This is a genomic window from Kitasatospora sp. NPDC057542 (genome assembly GCF_042801945.1).
GTDB lineage: Bacteria > Actinomycetota > Actinomycetes > Streptomycetales > Streptomycetaceae > Kitasatospora.
In genome coordinates this window covers 1-18329 of the sequence record NZ_JBHVFE010000155.1, presented here as the reverse complement: position 1 = coordinate 18329, position 18329 = coordinate 1, and the positions used below count along the sequence as shown (strand labels likewise).

The 18329-nt window shown below is 68.4% G+C and carries 18 protein-coding genes; 11 read left to right on the top strand and 7 right to left on the bottom strand.

The window, feature by feature from the left end; translation table 11 throughout:
* Positions 1-95 precede the first annotated feature (95 nt).
* On the bottom strand, positions 96-902 hold the full coding sequence (locus ACFU7Y_RS20590) for a hypothetical protein (RefSeq protein WP_380769179.1): 807 nt from the start codon (positions 900-902) through the stop codon (positions 96-98).
* 147 nt (positions 903-1049) lie between these two features.
* Here ACFU7Y_RS20590 and ACFU7Y_RS20585 point away from each other — a divergent pair, with 147 nt between their 5' ends.
* Complete coding sequence (locus ACFU7Y_RS20585) at positions 1050-2201, top strand: ISAs1 family transposase (RefSeq protein ID WP_380769177.1); 1152 nt, start codon at positions 1050-1052, stop codon at positions 2199-2201.
* Here the strand turns inward: ACFU7Y_RS20585 and ACFU7Y_RS20580 are convergent.
* The 6 genes from ACFU7Y_RS20580 to ACFU7Y_RS20555 all read right to left on the bottom strand — a co-directional run bounded on the left by ACFU7Y_RS20580 (position 2167) and on the right by ACFU7Y_RS20555 (position 7503).
* Complete coding sequence (locus tag ACFU7Y_RS20580; RefSeq protein WP_380769176.1) at positions 2167-2646, bottom strand: hypothetical protein; 480 nt, start codon at positions 2644-2646, stop codon at positions 2167-2169. The two genes, ACFU7Y_RS20585 and ACFU7Y_RS20580, sit on opposite strands and share 35 nt — an antisense overlap.
* Before the next feature lie 90 nt (positions 2647-2736).
* The gene (locus ACFU7Y_RS20575; protein WP_380769174.1) at positions 2737-3402 is read right to left on the bottom strand and encodes a hypothetical protein; all 666 of its coding nucleotides are present in this window, start codon (positions 3400-3402) and stop codon (positions 2737-2739) included.
* A gap of 373 nt (positions 3403-3775) precedes the next feature.
* A complete protein-coding gene (locus ACFU7Y_RS20570) occupies positions 3776-5167 on the bottom strand; it encodes a hypothetical protein (RefSeq protein WP_380769173.1) in 1392 nt (463 codons plus the stop codon).
* A 204-nt stretch (positions 5168-5371) separates the two neighbouring features.
* Positions 5372-5578 (bottom strand): hypothetical protein, encoded by a 207-nt coding sequence (locus tag ACFU7Y_RS20565; protein WP_380769172.1) that lies wholly within the window; start codon positions 5576-5578, stop codon positions 5372-5374.
* Positions 5579-5620: 42 nt separating this feature from the next.
* Positions 5621-6337, bottom strand: coding sequence for a hypothetical protein (locus ACFU7Y_RS20560; protein ID WP_380769171.1), 717 nt, complete (start codon positions 6335-6337; stop codon positions 5621-5623).
* The gene (locus ACFU7Y_RS20555; protein WP_380769170.1) at positions 6334-7503 is read right to left on the bottom strand and encodes a hypothetical protein; all 1170 of its coding nucleotides are present in this window, start codon (positions 7501-7503) and stop codon (positions 6334-6336) included. The genes ACFU7Y_RS20560 and ACFU7Y_RS20555 overlap by 4 nt, the downstream gene beginning before the upstream one ends.
* Positions 7504-7872: 369 nt before the next feature.
* Here ACFU7Y_RS20555 and ACFU7Y_RS20550 point away from each other — a divergent pair, with 369 nt between their 5' ends.
* The 10 genes from ACFU7Y_RS20550 to ACFU7Y_RS20505 all read left to right on the top strand — a co-directional run bounded on the left by ACFU7Y_RS20550 (position 7873) and on the right by ACFU7Y_RS20505 (position 18210).
* On the top strand, positions 7873-8184 hold the full coding sequence (locus ACFU7Y_RS20550; RefSeq protein ID WP_380769169.1) for a hypothetical protein: 312 nt from the start codon (positions 7873-7875) through the stop codon (positions 8182-8184).
* Between the two features lie 89 nt (positions 8185-8273).
* The gene (locus tag ACFU7Y_RS20545; protein WP_380769168.1) at positions 8274-8990 is read left to right on the top strand and encodes a hypothetical protein; all 717 of its coding nucleotides are present in this window, start codon (positions 8274-8276) and stop codon (positions 8988-8990) included.
* Positions 8980-9255 (top strand): hypothetical protein, encoded by a 276-nt coding sequence (locus ACFU7Y_RS20540; RefSeq protein WP_380769167.1) that lies wholly within the window; start codon positions 8980-8982, stop codon positions 9253-9255. The genes ACFU7Y_RS20545 and ACFU7Y_RS20540 overlap by 11 nt, the downstream gene beginning before the upstream one ends.
* On the top strand, positions 9255-10652 hold the full coding sequence (locus ACFU7Y_RS20535) for a hypothetical protein (protein WP_380769165.1): 1398 nt from the start codon (positions 9255-9257) through the stop codon (positions 10650-10652). The genes ACFU7Y_RS20540 and ACFU7Y_RS20535 overlap by 1 nt, the downstream gene beginning before the upstream one ends.
* Positions 10653-10704: 52 nt before the next feature.
* The gene (locus ACFU7Y_RS20530; protein ID WP_380769164.1) at positions 10705-12192 is read left to right on the top strand and encodes an SCO6880 family protein; all 1488 of its coding nucleotides are present in this window, start codon (positions 10705-10707) and stop codon (positions 12190-12192) included.
* Positions 12193-12198: 6 nt separating this feature from the next.
* On the top strand, positions 12199-13566 hold the full coding sequence (locus ACFU7Y_RS20525) for an ATP/GTP-binding protein (RefSeq protein WP_380769163.1): 1368 nt from the start codon (positions 12199-12201) through the stop codon (positions 13564-13566).
* A complete protein-coding gene (locus tag ACFU7Y_RS20520) occupies positions 13563-15362 on the top strand; it encodes a type IV secretory system conjugative DNA transfer family protein (RefSeq protein WP_380769162.1) in 1800 nt (599 codons plus the stop codon). The genes ACFU7Y_RS20525 and ACFU7Y_RS20520 overlap by 4 nt, the downstream gene beginning before the upstream one ends.
* On the top strand, positions 15355-15945 hold the full coding sequence (locus ACFU7Y_RS20515) for a hypothetical protein (protein WP_380769161.1): 591 nt from the start codon (positions 15355-15357) through the stop codon (positions 15943-15945). Before ACFU7Y_RS20520 ends, ACFU7Y_RS20515 begins: the two co-directional genes overlap by 8 nt.
* Before the next feature lie 361 nt (positions 15946-16306).
* A complete protein-coding gene (locus ACFU7Y_RS20510; protein WP_380769160.1) occupies positions 16307-17422 on the top strand; it encodes a hypothetical protein in 1116 nt (371 codons plus the stop codon).
* Between the two features lie 149 nt (positions 17423-17571).
* Complete coding sequence (locus ACFU7Y_RS20505) at positions 17572-18210, top strand: hypothetical protein (protein WP_380769159.1); 639 nt, start codon at positions 17572-17574, stop codon at positions 18208-18210.
* The last annotated feature ends 119 nt before the right edge of the window (positions 18211-18329 follow it).

Here is an 18329-nt window from a genome sequence, read left to right as displayed (position 1 = left end):
CATCACCCGCAGCCGCCTCGGACGACTCACTCGCCAAGGCTTCCTCACCCAACCCGAACGAGGCCGCTACCAGAAACGGACTTAACGCCCTCTGATCACGACATCACACAGGCCCTAGTGGCTTCTGGACGATGGTGGACCCACGGCCGGTTCTTATCCTCCGGCTTGCGCCGGTTGTACGTGGGCGCTTCGGGTGCCATGTGTGCGAGCCAGAGGACGCCGAAGTTTATGCCGACGAGTCCGGCGATGGCGGTGGCCTTGTCGTAGTCGTTGACGCAGCTCACGCCCTGGGGCTTGCGCCAGCCGACGGGGCGGGGGCTGTCGAGGACATCCCAGTAGGTGGGCTTGAGGGCGATGCCCCGCAGCAGGCGGGGAACGGAGAGGCCTGTGCTTGTCCGCCGCTCTTCCATGCGTGCGCGGAGGAGTTCGGCGAGCAGGCGCCGGGGCTCGGGGGCGGCTTGCAGGAGCTTGAAGCGCGCGATGGCCTTCCTGTTCGGCTTGACGTGCGGGGTGCGGTCCTGCGGGCTGGTGAGCCGCGCTCCCGGCGGGAGCGCGGTGCCTTCCCAGGCGGTCGGCTCCGTGAGTTCGAGCACGAGTGAGCCGTCTGCCAGGGTCATGCACAGGCTCAGCAGTTTCGCGCCGATGTCCTCCAGCGCCCTCTCGAAGCCTGAGCTGCGGTCGGAGTAGGTGTTCTGCTCGAAGAAGGCCTTGCGGTGGGCGGCCTCGTGAACGAGCGTCGAGATGGTGTCCTGGCGGTCCGTCAAGGTGTCGCGGTGGAACGCGATGACGTCGGTGGCGGTGTAGTACTTTCCTGCCGTTCCGCAGCCGATGTCCTCGCTTTCGCTGTAGACCCGGACCTTTCCTATGCTGTCTGGCCCAAGGGCGGCCCGGAAGAGGGCCACGGCCAGGGGCGTTTCAAAGTCCCGGTGATCACGTGAGTCCGCAGGCCAGAGCGGTCTGGAGGGTCCGGGGCGGCCCGTCACGTACGCATCGAAGCTCCGGTTGAACGAGGTGACCTTGCCAAGTCGCCTTGAACCGCTGGAGCTTCGATGTGCCGCCAGTCTGCCACCGTCTGTCTCGTCAAGTCGCCCGCTCTGGAGGATGTAGCGGGGCTCTCGCTGGCGGAGCGCCTGTGGGCGCTGCCCGATCCGCGTCGGCGGCGCGGTGTGCGTCACCCGTTTGTGGCGGTGCTGCTGCTTGCCGCCTCGGCGGTGGTCGCCGGCGCGCGCTCGTATGCGGCGATCGGCCAGTGGTCCACGAGTGCTCCGCAGCACGCCCTGGCGCGGCTGGGCGCTCGTGTGGCGGGCGTGTTGGGGGTGCGCGTCGCGCCGAGCGCTGCCACGATCCGGCGGATCGTCAACCTGGTCTGTCCCGGCGGCCTGGCCGATCTGACCGGTGCGGATCCCGGCGGTGCGGACTCGGTTTCCGTGGATGGCAAGGCCGCCCGTGGCTCCCGGCTCGGCCGGACTCCCGCCGCCCACCTGCTGGCCGCGATGACCGGCGACGGCCGGACCATCACCCAGTTGCGGGTTCCCGACAGGACCAACGAAATCACCTGCTTCGCCGCGCTGCTGGAGCCTTACGACCTGGATGGGGTCACGGTCACCGCCGACGCCCTGCACACCCAGCGTGCCCACGCGCGCTTTCTCGTGGAGGAGAAGAAGGCCCACTACCTGCTGGTGGTCAAGGCCAACCAGCCCGAGCTGCACCGCCGACTGCGGTCACTGCCGCGGAAGGACGTCACCGCGAGGCGCTATGACCGCGAGACCGGCCACGGCCGCAAGGAGACCCGCGTGACCAGAGCCCTCACCATCACCGGCCTCGGCCTGGACTTCCCGCACGCCGTCCAGGCCGTCCGCATCCTGCGACACCGCACCGACCTCAAGACCGGCACGGTGAGCCGCCAGACCGTCTACGCGATCACGGACCTGACCTCGCAACAGGCATCACCCCAGCGCCTGGGCCAACTCGCCAGGTCGCAGTGGACCATCGAGAACCGGCTTCACTTCGTCCGCGACACCACCTTCGCCGAGGACGCCTCGAAGATCCGCAGCGGCCACGGACCCGAGAACATGGCGACCCTCCGCAACCTGGCGATCAACACGCTGCGGCAGCACGGGCACCGCAACATCGCCGCCGGCCTCCGCCACGTCTCCTACGAGCCCTTCAACAGGCCGCTGGACCTCTTGGGTATCGCCTGACCAGCCGGTCTACATGATCACCGGTACTTTGAAACACCCCTGGGGCCACGGCGTAGTCGAGGTTCCGCAGCTGTGCGGCGGTGAGGGAACCGAAGGAGATCCACTCGGTCTTGCTCTCGCGCCTGCGGGTTTCCGTCTGGACTGCCGCGCGCCGACGTTCTACGCCGAGAAGTTCCATGAGCGAACGGTGCTGGTGCAAAGGCAGTTCGGTTTCGACCATGAGCACGCCTCGGTCCATCAGCCAGGCCCCGTCCTCCATTCCTTCAGGGCCTTCGACGTTCTCATTTCCACTGCTGCAGTACAGGCGGACCCCGGCGGGGAAAGCGCGCTTGGCTGCGCTGCGGAATTCGCGCTTGACGTTGTAGTCACCGACCCTTCCGAAATACTGCTCCTGCGATGCGATCGTCTTCCGGGCGAGTGCCAGACCGACGAAGTGGTCGATCACGTCGGGGTCGGAGCATCCAGCGAGCGCCTGGCTCAGGTAGTGGTCGAGCGCGCGGCCGTCGACGATGGTGCGGTCCCGGTTCTGGTCGCTCTACGCCATGTCCAGGGGGAGGTCGTAGCTGGCGGAGAGACGAGGGTCGGTGCTGACCAGGATCCCCCCGATGAAGATCCTCCCGGGGGTTCCGTCGAACATGATTCGGGCCTTGTCGCGTGGTGGGGTGTAGTCGGGCTGTGCGAGGTGCAGGACGCGGGAGATAGCGTCGTCGGCGACGTGCTTGGGGCACTGGATGGTGATCTTGGTTCCGGTGGTGCGTTCGCCGGGGTACAGCGTGTACACGAGAGTCGCGGCGGCTTTGTCGCCTCGCATTGGGACAATCCCGTCCAGGGGGCTGCGGTTCTCGATGCTCGGGGTGAATTTGTATCCCACGGTCTCGAACCAGATTTCCCCGATCTCGGGGTCGCGGGCCAGCACGAGGGCGGCGAGCTTCTTTCCTTCGCCGAACTGGCCGATCTGCTGGCTGGTCTTGTTGGACGCTCCGAGCACGAATGCGTCCTGTGTGATTCCGGGGCCCTGGTCCTCGATGGTGAGGAGTCCGTCGGCCCAGAACACGGCAGCCTTGGAGTCTTCGTCAAGGGCGTTGGCAATCAGCTCGACAATCGCCCTGGGAGTGGTCCACTTCTTCACGTAGTCGGGGGAGATGGGGAACGGCATCGAAATTCCGTTCCCGCGCAGAGCGGGCTTCCGGTTTGTGCTCATGGCCTCTTCCTCGCCTTTCACGACCATTTCTTGTTGGCCGTTTTGGATGAGGCAGAAGCTAGGCATTCCCAGGACGCAATCAAGGCCCTGTTCCCGTGCGGGTTTTGTTGATTTCACGGGTAGGTGACGTGCGGCGGTGGGGCTACCCGGACCGGGGACAAACGGCGTACCGGTTCGTCGGGGTGCCTGGTGCCGCTGGACCTGGCGGGGGCAGGACGACAGGGCGAGGATCCGGCAGCGGGCCTCGCCTGGCGCGGCTCGGTCCCCTTCTCGTCTGCTCTTGGACAGCGCAGTCACCGCTACATTCGGATGCGGGAGCGGTGGCGCGCTACGCCGGGGCCCGGTAGGGGCGGGGTAGTCGTGGTGGCGTGTGTTACGTGGGCGAGGGGCCTCCTGCGGGCGGGTTCGGGCGCCGGCCAGCATGCGGCTGGCGTTCCATTCGGCGCCCGGCTCGCGCGGGTGCGCCTTGCTTGCGTCGCTGCCGGTACGGGGTCTCGCGTTCTCGGTCTTCTGCGATCCGCTGGCGCGGGTCGAGGTCGGAACGGGTGTTCGCCTCTTCTGTCAGCTGATTCAGATGGTCCTGGTAGCTGGTGACCTTCGCCCGAAGTCTGGCCGCCGCCGATAGGAGGTCTCTTGCCTGACCGTCGGCATCTCGGGTGTCGCGTTCGACGGCGCTCTCGAGGGTCTGGTTGGCGGCGTGCGGGTGCTGCAGTTGGTGGGACGTTGTTGCGCGGAGTGCGCGGGCGCGGGTCAGCGCGGCGGTGGCGGCGGTGAGCGCGCTGTTGGCGGCGTCCCTCGCAAGCTCCGCCTGTTCCCGTAGCTGGCGGGCCTCGCCTTGCTGTGCCGTGCGCGTCATGCCGCGAAGGAGTAGATGCGCGGGGCCGGCGTGAGCGCGACGCTCGGCGTCGTCGGCGGCTTGGTGGAGTGCGAGGGAACGGCGTATGTGGGCGTTGCTGCTCTGGAAGTTGGCGGTGGCTTCCCGTGCCGTCTCGGCAGCCGCGCGGCCGGCTTGGATGCCCTGGCGTACCGCACGCGCGGCCGGACCGCGGCCGTGCTCGGCGTCGGTTGTCAGCGCGGCGGCTTCCGTCTCGGCTCTCTTCGCCTGGTCTACGAAGTGGCGGATGGCTTCCTTCAGCCAGGAGAGCTGCCGCGTGAGCGTCGCGGCGGGCACGTGGCCGTGGGGCCGGTCGGTCCACGATGTCGTGGTCGGGATTGACGGCTGCCTGGGTGCGTCATGCCACAGGGCTTCGAGGTTGCTGAGCACTGCATCGTCGGCGCCGGGCGTCCGTTCACTACCTACGGCGTCGAGGATCTGGCCGACTCTGCCGACCTGCAGGTCGTGTTCGAGTCTGGCCAGGATGCGGTGGTCGTCCAGTCGCTCCTGGAGTGAGGGCGGCGGTGTACTGCGGCGGGCGGCCAGGTCGGCAAGGGCGCGGACGTAGGCCTCCGGGGTGATCGCACCGGCGTCCAACGCCTGCTGGAGTTCTCGGTGTTCGACTTCTTCTCTGGCCTGCTCCTGCCGGGCTGCTTCTTCCTGGCGCGCCTGCTCGAGAATGCGCTGTTCCCGGCGGAGCTGTTCGAGCGGCTCGGTCCCCGGGTGCTGCGTCAGGGTCTCGAAAATCCGTTGCACCTGGAGGCCCATCAGGAGCCGCTCGCGTTGGCCGGAGGTCCTGGTGGCGTAGAGGATGTCTCCCACCGCGGTGGAGAGCCAGCTGTAGACGGTGTCGCCGATGTTCGCAGTGCCGGAGGTGATGGGATCGCTCATGCCTGGCTCCCGGCGGTCGGGCCCGTCCTGGCGGCGCACGGGCGGTCAGCTGACGAAGCCGTCGCGGGCGCCGTTCGGCGGCGGCGCCTCCTACAGTTTCGCGCCGAAGCCCTGGGCATCAAGGGCGGGCCCGCACGCCTCCCGTGCTGCGGGAAGCGCCGGGTCCGGTTATCGCGTCACGGGATCGTGGGCCGGGCTGCCGGCTCAGCGCCGCCGCCTGCCATGCGGAGGGAACACGAAGGCGAGGATCACGCCCACGGCGACTACGGCGATCGGCGCGAAGAGGTTCGGGAAGCTGGCCGCGGGATCGTCAGTGTCCACCATGGGCCCGGCCGTGAAAAATCCCACGATGATGAGCAGGTGTGGGAAGTACCGGATGAACCTTCGTGTGAGCAGCGCCAGCCCGGGCATGGTGGCCTCCCTTTCAATCCGGGGGGTCCACGGTAGCGCGAATCATGCTGGCGTGAGGAGGCTTATCCGGCGGCGAACCGCCAGAACGGTGGCGTTGGTCTCGGGATCTGGGGCAATGGCGGTGAGCATCTTCAGGAGCGGCCGCGCGCTGGCGAGGGCCTCGGCGTCGGGAACGTCCTTCCAGGAGGCGGCGGCCTGGCGGGCGCTGGAGCGTGCGGGTCGGCTCGCGGGTCCTTCGGCCTGTGCCCAGCCCTGGGCGATGTAGGTCCACAGCTCGGCGGCGTAGCGGTAGTCGCCCGACATCCAGGCGAGGTCGGCACGCACGCCGGCAGTGGTAAGCGTGGCGGGGTGGCGCTCACCGTGAGTGGCTGTCAGGTCAGCGAGCAGGCGGTCTGCCTGCGCGGCGGCTCGGGCGAAGTCGTGGGCGCGGCCGGCCTCGTACACCGCCTGCAGGGCCTGGTCGTGTTCGGGGGAGACGCTGCCTTGGCCGGCCGGGGCCGGGGTGGCGGTTGGTGGGGTGAGCGGCTCGCCCGGGGCCAGTGGGCGGGTACTCCCGTCCGGGTTGATCTGCAGTCTGAGTCGCTGCTCGGTTCGGGTGTCGTGGATGGCGGCTGCAATTGGCCCGCCCGAGCCTGCGGCGTCGAGGGCGAGCTGCGGCAGGACGATACGTGCCGGGTCAACGCCGGGAGGCACGTCTATGGGCTCGCCGTCGATGAGTGTGGCACCGTCCGGGCCGATGCGCACCTGGATGTCGGTCACGTCGCTCCTCCGGGGACAGGAAGGGTACTGGTGCCTCCGGCGCTGGGGAAGGAGGGTGCAGCCCAACCGCGGTAGCGCAGGCGCCAGGTGCCGTTGGTGAAGTCGGCACGGGGGCGGATGCCGATGATGCCGTCGCCGGCGATGTCGTTGCTGGCGACCATGTCGTTGCCCAGGTACAGGGCGACGTGGCCGGCGGCGGAGCCGCTGTCGTAGAAGAGGAGTGCTCCTGCGGGGGGCGCGTTGTCGCCCGGGTGGGCGTCGCCGGTGGCGACGAGGCGCTGCCAGTGGACGTTGGCGGAATCGGAGCCGGATGATCCCCAGCCGTAGGCCTGCGCGACGAAGTTGTCGCAGAGGCGGTGGAAGTCGGAGCGTCCGCTGGTGGAGGCGGCTCGGGCGGCTGCGATGGCCTGGGCGGTGGTACGGGGGTTGTGGGTCGTGAAGCTGCCTGTGGGGTCAGTGGTGGTGGCCTGGTCGGTGGTGGGGGTGGTGGTGTCGCAGCCCTTGTACACGGAGGTGACGGCGGCGCTGCCCCAGGTGGTGCTAACGAGTCCTGCGGCACTCTGCTCCCACTTGGCGTAGGCCTTGCGGTAGCGCTCGTCGGGGCGCTGGACGTCTGCGGCGACATCGGTCAGGGGTCGTGTCTGCCAGTCGCGGGTCTTGACGAGTACGTCGTAGAAACCGTTGGAGGCGTAGACGGGGTCGGTGATCTGGGTCGCGCTGCCCCACCCCTGACTCGGCCTCTGCTGGAAGAGACCGAGGCTGTCGCGGTCGCCGTGGGTGAGGTTCTCGAGGGTTGACTCCTGCATGGCGGTGGCGACGGCGATGACGGCCGCCCGCGGGCTGAGGTTCCTGGTCCGTGCAACGTTGGTGATGGTCGCCGCGTTGCGTCTTTGCTGGTCGGACCATTGCGGGGTCTGCTGGGGGCCTTGCGGGCTCATCGGTACGACGACGGCCTGGCCGTTCTGGTCTGAGGCGTCGTTCCAGCCTGTTGCGGCGGGGGCGGTGCCGGGGCCTTGCTGACCGGTGCCGACCGGGTCGATGACACCGGTGCATGTCGCGGTGTTGGCCGCCGCCTTGGCGTCGCCGGCGGCCGCCATGAGAATCACTGACAGGCCGCTCGCCGTGATGAGCAGCAGTGCGAGGAGGCCCAGTGCGATCTTCCTCACCTCGCTGTCCCTTCGGTTGAGGGCGCGTCCGGGGTGGTGGCAGGTACGTGCGGATCCCGTTGGTCGGGATTTCGTCCGGTGGTTTCCCGTCCTGCGGATTCCTGTGCCGCATGCGATGCGGATGCGCTGCCGCCACAGCCCCTCGGCGCATGTAATAGGGGCGGCAGCTGGCCTGCTGCTATTCGAAGGGGAGAGAGAAGGGACCGGGGCTTCGGGGTCGACATCCGCCGAGCCTGCCGGAAATCGAAGGTTATCCGCTGCGACGCTGATCCGCAATTTCCCTGCCAGTTACCCGGAAAGGCAAGGGGTGCTTTATCTGCGCGCGGCCTCTAGGGACAGGTTGGGTCTATGCTTCACACGGTTCATGCGATGTTCCTGGCCGAGGACCCACCCAAGGGGACGGTCGACAGCCTGGTAAAAGGGCTGGCCCCGGACTGGGGGCCGTTCGGTCAGGTCGGAACAACGGCACGGACGGTCATCCAGGCCATCATGGCTGCGGTGATCCTCGTCCTGCTGGGGCGTGCCCTTATCGGCATCGTTCACCTGCGCGTCGGGAATTCGCAGCATGACACGGTCCAGGTGAAGCAGGGCCAGAAGGAATTGGCAGGCAGCCTGGTCGCGGCATTCATCGTCGCCTCGATCGGAACACTTTTCACCATTGTTTACGGGATGGGCATCTAGTGGGCCGCAAGCGATATTCCGGAAGCGGCACGCGGGTCATCGCCGCGGAGCACCCCGAACAGGCGCCCGCAAGGGTGTGGCGGGGTCCGGTGATCACGCTGGGCGCTCTCGTGGTCGCCCTGATCATCGGGATCGCGCTGCTTCCCGGCGGGAAGAACGGTGCCACGCCCGCCACCTCCGGATCGTCGCCTGCCGTGGCGGGTTCCGGCGCGGGCGGGCAGAGCCTGGCCGGATCCGGGGCCGGCGGACAGCCGGCCGGGCTGCGTCTCGTCGACGGCGTGCCGCTCGGCTACACGAACTCCCGCGAGGGCGCCGTCGCCGCGGCCATCAACTACGAGCTGGCGCGCTCAAGCGTCGCTTACCTGACCGACGGCCAGGTTCGGGAGCGGATCCTGAAGGCAATCATGACCTCCGAGGCCGCGCCGTCCCAGCTCAAGGACGATAACGACGCGGCGTCGAAGCTGGCCTCCGCGTTCGGGCTGACGGCCGGGGGCTCAGAGCAGCTGATCGCGAGGGCCTCGCCGCTGGGCTCCCGGGTGGCCAGCTACTCGCCGCAGGTCGCCACGGTCAGCGTGTGGATGTGCGGGGTAGTGGGAGTCGCGAGTGCGAACGCACCGCTTCCGGTATCGGCCTCCTGGTCGACCTACACCCTCGTCCTGGTCTGGCAGAACGGCGACTGGAAGGTGTCCTCGATCGCCGCCGCCAACGGCCCCACCCCCTTGCAGACCACGGGTCAGAAGCCGACCCCGGTGGATGTGTTCTCCTCGACGAACAGGGATTTCGATGCTCCTCCCTATGTCGGCTGACCGGTCCCGTGCCCGCCGCGCCGCGATGTCACTCGCTGCTGCGTGGGTGGCCGCTGTCGCACTCGTGTCCGCGCCTCCGGCGCGCGCCAACGATTTCACCGACCAGGCCTGCAAGCTGCCGTTCATGGACACCGTGTGCGGCGGCGTCGCCGCCGTCACCGACACGGTGGAGTTCGTCACAGACCCGCTGGGCTACGTCGCCCGCGTCCTGACGAAGTCCGTGACGAGCTCGCTGAATTCCATGACCCAGGACCTGAAGCACTGATGGGTATCACACAGATCGACTGGGGCAACGCCGGGTTCATCCGGACCTACACCATGGCCTTCGGCGCTTCGGTCGTACTGACCGTCGTGCTGTGGCTCGTGGCCGTGGCGAAGCGGGCCATCCAGGGCGTCAACCCGGTGCAGGCTCTGGGTGAGTCCATCGGGTACCTCCTTCTGTCCGTCATGACCTCCGCTTTCGCCCCATTGGGCATCGCCTACGTAACCCAGATCTTCGACGGCATCGCGGAGGCGATGCTGTGGCCCGTGACACAGGACCTGCCGAAGATCGGCACGGTACTCGGAGGCATGCTCATAGTCCTGCTGGTGCTCCCAGGAGGGCCGCTCATCGTTCTGGCTGTCGGTTTCTTCCTGCTGATGGCGGTCCTTGGTGTCTGGCTCGAGATCATCGTCCGCAACGCCCTGATCTACACCGGCCTCGTCTTCGGCCCCACGGTCTTCGCCGGCCTGGTCGACAAGGACCTCTGGGGCCACACCAAGCGCTGGTTCGGGATCGTCGTCGGGATCATCGCCTCGGAGTACGTGACCTTCACGACCCTGGCCCTCGCCTCCAGCCTGCTCGCCGGAAAGAGCAGCGAGAACGCCAGCGTCGCCCAAGCCTTCGGGACCTGCCTGACCGCAGTCGCACTGTTCTTCCTGGCCCTGTACCTCCCGTTCCAGGTCGCCAAGTTCATTCCGATCCTCGGCGACCAGCTCCAGGACGTCTTCAGCTCCCGCAAGCAGATGGAGGGCGGCCTCTCCAACGTGGCCCAGTCCGCGAAGTCCAGCTTCGGCGACATCAAGTCGAAGCTCAGCAGCGGCTCCGACGGAAACGACGGAGACGACGGGGGGAGTGAGGGCGGCGCAGAGATCGGCGCTGCGGCCGCTGGCGGCGGTGCGGCACCGGGCATCGGGCTCGCGAAGGCCGCCCAGGAACGGGGCCAGCAGGAGGTCAAGGCCGCCGCGATGCGCGGGGTGGACGGCGCCACCGCCGCCACGGAACAGGCCGATGATCCGAGCAACGGCACGAGCACCGCGGGCGGCACCGCCGGGGCGCCTGACCAGTCCCAGGGCGTGGACGACCAGACGCATGATTCCGAGGCACAGGCACCGCCCGGCTCGGCCGACATGGCGAACGGCGCGGATTCGCACCAGGGCGCGGCTGAAGGTACGGCGGCATCGGGTGGGGGCCCAGTCAATGGGTCGGCACCGTCCCTGGATGGCTCGGCGGCATCGGGTGGGTCTGCGCCCCGTCCTGGCGGCTATGGCGAAGGTGCGGCTCCGGCGGCGCCGGCGGAGGCCGGTCTGCACGGCTCGGCAACGGCATCGACCGCTGCTGCGCCCTCCGACACCTTCTCGGACGGCAGTCCCGTGGAGGAGCCCCCTGACGAGGGCGAATGACACAGCCCCCGGACAGCAACAGTGCTCTATCCGCCAGCCCTCAGGAGTGACGATGCCCCGCACTTTCCTTTTCCCCCGCCCGCGGCCGCGTGGCCTGCTGGGTCGCCGCCTCGAGATGGACGAGCAGTGGGTGCTCGCCGCAGGGGTGCTTGGCGGATTGCTGCTGCTGTGGATGGCTCCCGGTATCCCGTTCAAGCTGCTCGGGTTCGCGGCGACTGCGGGGATGTGCGGGTGGGCCGTGCTCGCGCCCTGGCAGGGCCGGACCTTCCTGAAATGGTGGGAGATCCGCCGTACACACCGACGGCTGCTGCGCGATGGACGTCTGCTGTACCGGTCGATCGCTCCGAAGGTGGGTCGGCGCGGGGACGGCAGGCCGGAGAAGGTGGCGCCGCCGCCGGGCATCCCGGACGTGGAGTGGATCAGTGCGCGGACCGCGTACGGGGATCTGGCGATCCTGCTGCAGACCGACGAGGCGATGTTCACTGCCGCGATCGAGGTCGAGGGGCAGAAGAACTTCGGTGGCCTGGACGCGGAGGACAAGGAGTCGTTGGTCAGCGCGTGGGAGTTCCTGCTGAAGTCGACCGCCGATTCGGGCGGGCGGGTGCGCCGGCTGCAGTGGGTGAGCCGGGTGGTGCCGACCGATCCGAACGCCCACGCTCGCGATGCCGAGGCCCGGCGCGACCCTGCCGCGCCGCAGTGGTTGCACGACTCCTACGATCAGCTGCTGCGCACGGTGGCGATCTCCGCCGAGGACCGGCGGCTGCTGATCGTGGTGGGTATCCCCTACGACGCCGAACTGGTCGCCGAGGCCCGCCGGTACCGCACCCTGCATGAGGGGTTCGGGATCGTGCTCGGCAAGGAGCTCGAGGAGTTCATCCGGCGCCTGGGTCTCGCGCAGCTGCGCTGGGTGCGGAATCTGGACGAGCCAGCTCTGGCGAGCTGGCTGCACCACAGCTATGACCCGAGCCACTGGATCAACGACACCCGGGGCATGGACCGGGCGACGGCCTGGCCGGCGGAGGTCGACGCGCGGGATCCGGCGGTGATGCTGTCGCGCAGCTGGGAGGGGACCGAGCCCTGGCACAGCGTGACCGCCTGGTGGAAGCAGCTGCCGGTGCTGCCGGTCGGAGTGAACTTCCTGGCGCCGCTGCTGCTGTACGTCCAGGACGTCATCTTCACGGTCTCCGTGACGATGGACCTGGTCACCAGTGACGAGGCGCTGCGCGAGGCGATGGCGGACGTCACCAACGAGATCGGCCAGGCGGACAGCAAGGCGGGCAAGGTCAACGACCCGCGCGAGGCCAAGGACCGGCGCACCGCCACGGCCACGATGCACGACATCGCCAACGGTGCCGCCGGCATCCGGCTCGCTGGCTGGGTGACTGTGACCGCGCCGGACGCGGAGAAGCTGCGTCAGCACCGGGACCTGCTGCGCGCTCAGGCCACCCGCGCCAACCTCAGTCTGGAGTGGTGCGATCACGAGCACTTCCGGGCCCACGCGAACACGCTGCCGCTGGCCGGCGGCCTGCTGAAGGGCTGAGCCGCGATGTTGGAGATGCTGCGGCCCCAGCGGCAGACCTGCCGCCGGGCCCTGAGGACGACCACAGCGCAGGCCTGCGGGCTGTATCCGGCGGTCGGCGCGCCGACCGGCGACCCGCGGGGGGTGATCGTAGGCAGGGAGATGTACTCCGGGAAGGCGTTCATCTACGACCCGTTCGTGCTGTACGACCCCTCGGCGCGTGAGCGGCTGCCCAGTGGCCACATCCTCATCCTCGGCAAGAGCGGCTACGGCAAGAGCGCCCTGGAGAAGTGCTACGTGCTACGGCAGCTGCGCTTCCAGGACCGGGCGTTCGCCGTCCTGGACGCGCAGGGCGAGGATGGGGTCGGCGAGTGGGACTCGATCGCCCGGGCACTGGGTATCAAGCCGATTCGCCTCATCTACGGCGGCGCCGGCGAGGACGGGGCGGTTCGGATCAACCCGCTCGACCCTCGGATCCCGTCGGAGCACCAGTTCAAGATCCTCTGCTCGATGATCGAGATCATCGAGGGGGATATGACCGCGGAGACCCGCTTCGCACTCTCCGTCGCCCATCAGGTCGCCATCGCCGCGGCGGCGGCCGCGGATCGGGTACCGGTCCTCTCGGATGTTCTGAATGCGCTCACCGCGCCGGAGCCGGCCAACCTCGGGAAGAAGACCGTCACCGCTGCGGAGCTCGGACGGTGGGGGCGCCCGGCGTCGCTGGCCATGGACGAGTTGTGCTCCCCATCCCGCGACCTGGCCGGCCTGTTCGACGGACCGACGACGGACGGCATCGACCTCGACGCGCGCCTGATCGTGTTCGACCTGACCAGGCTGCCGCGCGAGGGCATGGCGATGCCGCTGCTGATGTCGGTGATCGGACCGTGGCTGCGGTTCGGCTGGATTCGCCCGGGCGACCGCATAAAGCGCACGCTGATCGTCGAGGAGGCCTGGCACATCCTCAGCCACCGCCCGGTGGCCCGGCTCTTCGAGGAGTTCGTCCGCTATGGCCGCCGTCTGGGACTGTCGTTCATGGCTGTGATCCACCACCTGAGTGACGTGGACGTCGACGAGTCCCCCGAGGCGATGGCGATCCTCAAGCTGACGGCCACCCGAGTGCTGTACCACCTTGACAAGTCGGACGCCGACGCGACAGCCGATTACCTGCAGCTTCCCGCGTGGGCCCGGGAGGCCATCGCCGACGGCGCCAACGTATGCGCCCCCGGGCGCGCGGTCTGGCAGGTCGGTGGCCGGATATCGCTGGTACAGCACATCCGTTCGACGGCCGAGGTTCGGCTGACGAATACAAACAGTCGGATGAGCGAGGGGGTTGCCAGCCGTGCCACCGGCTCGGAGGCCCCGCTCATCGCCCTGCACAAGGGGAGCACCTCGTGAGCCTGAACAAGGTGGCATCGCCGATCTCCGCCACCCGGCTGCGCCTGGGCCGGGACGTCTGGTGGATCAGCCTCATCTTCGCACTCGTCGTCCTGTCAGCCCTCATCTGGCTCGCGGGCGTCCTGTCCGGCCTCCCGGCCCACCACCGGCCGGCCGGCATCAACTGGACCCAGGCTGGCGCGGCCTCCGCCGGCGTGTTCATCCACTTCACGGACCCAGCCGCCGCTTTCCCCCGCGGGTCGGGCGTAGGCGGGCCGATCCCTTTCTGGGGTCTGTTCGCCAGTGAGTGTGCTGGTGCCTTCTACCTCACCAAGGCACTGTGGCTGCGCTGGCAGCGCCGCCAGGCCGACGGCGCCGACGGCCTGGCCACCCGCAAGCAGCTTGAGAACGCCATGGGCGAGGCCAAGGCCCTCACCCGCGTGCCGTCGCTGCGCCCGAGCCTGGCCAAGGCACCGGCCGGCTCGGTCGACGTACGGGAGGTCGCGGTGTTCTGCGGCACCGCCGACCCGGCACAGCTGCCACTGTGGCTGACGATCGAGGAGAGCCTGCTGATCGTCGCCCCGCCGCGTGAGGGCAAGACCCAACAGCTGATCCTTCCCGCGATCCTGGACTTCGCGGGCACCGTGCTCGCGACGTCCAGCAAGACCGACGTCCTGTTCGCCACGGCAAAGCTGCGCGAACGCCACGGCAAGGTGATGGCCCTGGACGCCACTGGGCTGTCCGGCTGGCCATACCAACTCCAGTGGCCGCTGACGGATGGCTGCGAAGACTTCCAGACTGCCCGGCGGCGCGCCGAGACCCTCACCTCCTCCACCAAGTCCGAAGAGGGGACCAAGAACGGCGGCTACTTCGCCATGAACGCGAAGATGCTCATCACCTGCTGGCTCCACGCCGCCGCCCTCGAGAGTCGCAACGCCCTGGACATCCTGAAGTGGGCGACCTCCCCGGCCGAGCGAGAGGCAGTCGACATCCTCGCCCGGCGCGGCAAGGTCGATCTCTCCCGGGCCCTGGCGGCACAACACTCGGCCGCGCCGGAGGAGCGCAGCGCGTCGTGGCGCACCGCGGAGCAGAGTTTCGTCGCGTTGTACGACGAGCGGGTCGCGGGGATCTTCGCGCCGCGGAAGAGCAACTTCGACATCGAGGCGTGGCTGCGCGGCGGCGGGACGCTGTTCCTGATCGGGGACGAGGAGGAGGGCAGCGCACTGGCGCCGATCCTGGCAACGTTCGTTCAGGCGATCCTCGACACGGCGAAGAAGGTCGCTGCCCGGATGCCCAACGGGCGACTGGACCCGCCGCTGGGGTGCTTCCTGGACGAGCTCGCGAACGTGGCCCCGCTCCCCCAGATCCCGAGCTTCATGTCCGTCAGCGGTTCCCAGAACATCTTCGTCGCCGCCGTTCTCCAGAACCTGGCACAGGCCGAGGAACGCTGGGGCCAGACCGGGGTGCGGAAGCTGTTCGGCGCCGCCACCGCAAAAATCATCCTCGGTGGCGTCTCCGACGAGCAGGAACTCAAGGCCTACTCGGCCCTTGTCGGCGAGTTCGACGAGGACACCGAATCCGTCTCGGACGACGGCGACCGGGTCTCGTCCTCGCTCTCGGTGCGGCGACGGGCCGCGCTGGAGCCCAGCGACATCCGCATGTTGGAGGAGCGGATGGGACTGCTGGTCCACCGGCGTACTCCGGCAACGCGGGTGCGGTTCGTTCGGGCCTACGAGGGTCCGCGGGGCGCCGAGATCGCGGCGGCCACCAGGGAGGCGCTCGCGATGGTCAACCCGGAGGCGGTCCCTGGTGCCTGACGCCTTTGACCCGCTGTTCGACGAACTCGCGTCAATCAACGCGGAACTGGCGTCGATCGCAGTCCGTCTGAACACCCTTGAGGAGCGGCAGCCCACTGGCGGTGCCGGGGCCAGTGAGGACGGCGCCAGCGGCGGGCCGTCCGACCGCGCCGCCGGTGCGCCAGTGCTGTGGCGGTCAATGAGCGAGGAGCAGACGGCGGCGTTGTGGCCGGAGTTCGTCACGTGGGTGCTCTGGCTCGCGGATGCCTACGAGTTGACCACCGAGCAACTGCCCCGGCAGTGCTGGTGGCAGCACACGTCCGTCGTCGAGGAGCTCACCGCCCTGTGGTCGTCGCACTCCTCCGCGTATGTCTCGGAGGAGGACGTCGGAGCCTCCCCCTACCTGTGGCAGGACGCTCTGGCCCGGGCCATCGAGCGGATCAACCGGAACTGGCTCGGCGGATGTGTCAACGGCTTCCACGAGCCGAAGTCCCGCGTCCCCTTCGGTACCGATGCCGCCTACCTCAAGGAACTGCTGGAGGCCGGGCCGCCGAGCGAGGACGAACCGACCGAACCGGTAGAGCCTCCGCCGGCCGGCGAGTGACAGCGCCGTCTGGCGACCGGCTTCCGCCAGACGTTGTCGTCGTCCGGATAGCTCGGTTGTAGCCGCAGAATCTGTCCCCGACAGGGCAGTGCGTACGCTCGCGAGCGTCACGTCCACGGCCCGCCCGTGCCCTGCTCGCGCAGCATGGCTCGGTGAAGAACCGCGTGCTGCGGGGCTCCGGCCAGCTCAAGGCCCCTCCCCTCCCGCTCACGGCCGACACGGTGCGCCGCTGAGTGCCAACTGATCCCACTGCCGCGCGCCACTCGGGCTGTTCACGAGCAACGCTGGTCAGGAGAGATCCAAGAAGGTTGATGATCGCTTCCCACATCGGCAGTGATCGCTTCCCGGATACACTCCGCGGATGTCGCTGACCCGCTTGGACCTGGTTGACGAAGACGTGGCGCTGGACCTTGCCGGTCCTGATGTGCGCGTGTTCCTGGTGCCCGGTGCTGTAATGGTCCTTGGCGCGTTGGGCACCGTGATCATCACGGATGCCGGCGATGACCCTGCGGTCAGCGGGGTTTGGAACGACGGGGAGTTCCGGCTGATCGGTCCTGCGCCTGCGCCCGTCAGGACGCGGCTCATGGGTCCCATGCCCTTCACCACCCACCTGGCAGAGGTTCCGAAGCTGCCGGTTCACCTCGCGGTCCGGGTCGACGGCCGCTGCCTCTACCTCGGCGTCGTCCAGGTCGGCATTTGCGAGGGGGTCGATAACGAGCTGATCAGCTGTAACCTGTGGATCGACCCGCCGCTGAGCCGCGAGACGCTCGCTGTGGTGCGGCCGCCGGGTGCCACCCCCGTGCTTCCCGGTTTGGAGTGGCTGGAGCAGGTTGGAACCGATCCGCGGCGAGCCTTGGAGATTTTCGTTACTGGCTGGTATCCGGAGACCGATCCGGCACCGCATGCCCGTACGATCCCAGGCTTTGTTCCACCTGCGTTGGCCGACTTCTACCGCCTGGCCGAGAAGCGTCCGGCCATCCTCGGGCAGCAGAACTTCATCGAGCCGCTCGCGAAGCTCACGCGTGGTAGCCACGGTGGACGCATGGTATTCGCCGTCGAGAACCAGGGTGGCTGGGACTGGTCGATTCCCCAGCAGTTGAACATCGCAGGCACCGATCCGGATGTCGGGCTCACCTCAGGAGACGCTCCCGTGCCCGAACGGGAGCCCTTGAGCCGGTTCCTCCTGCAGTTCTCTCTTCACGAAGCGGCCGTATCTGCCCCTTACCAAGCGGGTGCGCAGGGCGTCCCCGAGCTGCTGCTGCCCCCGCTTGAGAGTCTCCTGCGACGCGTTCCACTCCGGCCGTTCATGGCTCCAATCGTTCCGAAGACCTTCCTCGTCGGGCCGGGTGTCGTCGCCCAGGTCTCGCCGAGTTACCACAGCAAGAACGAGGTCACCGTCCAGATCGGGGCCCACCATCGCGGGGCACTGCGGCCGCTCGGCGAGCTCGGGCTCGACTGGCGGCGCTTCGATGGGTGACACCCTCGATGCCGCCAGAACGTCTCAGCCGGACGAAGGCTTCGTCGTCCCCGCCTCGGACCCACTGGACGAGCTGTTCGAGCCGAAGATCCGCCGCATCTTCCGAGCCGTGGCTGTCGACCGGTTCCGAAACCGCACGATGCCCCCGCATGCAGGCCTCCTATTCGGGCCGGAGTTCGGACCGCGATTTCCTCGGCGAGTTCTACAACGAGATCCATCACCAGGACACCTGCGACGAGTCCACCGCTGGCGGCGTTCCCCTGCTGGTCGCGCTGGCAGTCGACGACCGCGTGCCGGCCCACGAACGGATGAACCTGGTCAAGGCGCTCTTCGACATTGCCACCGAAGCCGAGCGGCACTCGGCAGAGTACTGGCCTGGCACGCATCCGCAGGCGAATACCGCAGCGGCGTCCCGGGCGAGAGCCGCAGTCGAGAAGCATCTCGTGGACGTGCTCGCGCGCTGGGACGCGGAGTGCCTGGGTGTCCGCCTGGCCCTCGCAGCCCTGGGGGCTGTCTTCCACGAGTCACCTGCCACAGCCATATTGCAGCGAAGGGTGGAAGCGCTCGCCGAAGCACGCCGAGAGGAGGCGTTCATCGTCGGCTACCTGCGCTTCGTGGCCCTCATCGCCAGGGGAACGGATGGGCAGGTACTCGCCAAGGTCGAGTCACTGACCGAATCGTGCTGGAGAGCCTCGCATCGTGAAGTGCCGGTGTCGGCCCGCTCTCTGCATCTGCTCGACCAGATGCTGTCGCAGGTGAAGGCGATTCTGCTCGCCTGGCGTCCCTGATCGAGGCACTTGCCCAACACGTTGTCAGAGGGCGTTAAGTCCGTTTCTGGTAGCGGCCTCGTTCGGGTTGGGTGAGGAAGCCTTGGCGAGTGAGTCGTCCGAGGCGGCTGCGGGTGATG

What these genes read in the sequence shown, in the direction of transcription:
- ACFU7Y_RS20585 (WP_380769177.1), top strand. Translation starts at nt 1,050, where the DNA reads ATGTGCCGCCAGTCTGCCACCGTCTGTCTCGTCAAGTCGCCCGCTCTG.
- ACFU7Y_RS20575 (WP_380769174.1), bottom strand. Translation starts at nt 3,402, where the DNA reads ATGAGCACAAACCGGAAGCCCGCTCTGCGCGGGAACGGAATTTCGATG.
- ACFU7Y_RS20570 (WP_380769173.1), bottom strand. Translation starts at nt 5,167, where the DNA reads ATGAGCGATCCCATCACCTCCGGCACTGCGAACATCGGCGACACCGTC.
- ACFU7Y_RS20565 (WP_380769172.1), bottom strand. Translation starts at nt 5,578, where the DNA reads ATGCCCGGGCTGGCGCTGCTCACACGAAGGTTCATCCGGTACTTCCCA.
- ACFU7Y_RS20550 (WP_380769169.1), top strand. Translation starts at nt 7,873, where the DNA reads ATGTTCCTGGCCGAGGACCCACCCAAGGGGACGGTCGACAGCCTGGTA.
- ACFU7Y_RS20540 (WP_380769167.1), top strand. Translation starts at nt 8,980, where the DNA reads ATGTCGGCTGACCGGTCCCGTGCCCGCCGCGCCGCGATGTCACTCGCT.
- ACFU7Y_RS20535 (WP_380769165.1), top strand. Translation starts at nt 9,255, where the DNA reads ATGGGTATCACACAGATCGACTGGGGCAACGCCGGGTTCATCCGGACC.
- ACFU7Y_RS20530 (WP_380769164.1), top strand. Translation starts at nt 10,705, where the DNA reads ATGCCCCGCACTTTCCTTTTCCCCCGCCCGCGGCCGCGTGGCCTGCTG.
- ACFU7Y_RS20525 (WP_380769163.1), top strand. Translation starts at nt 12,199, where the DNA reads ATGTTGGAGATGCTGCGGCCCCAGCGGCAGACCTGCCGCCGGGCCCTG.
- ACFU7Y_RS20510 (WP_380769160.1), top strand. Translation starts at nt 16,307, where the DNA reads ATGTCGCTGACCCGCTTGGACCTGGTTGACGAAGACGTGGCGCTGGAC.
- ACFU7Y_RS20505 (WP_380769159.1), top strand. Translation starts at nt 17,572, where the DNA reads ATGCAGGCCTCCTATTCGGGCCGGAGTTCGGACCGCGATTTCCTCGGC.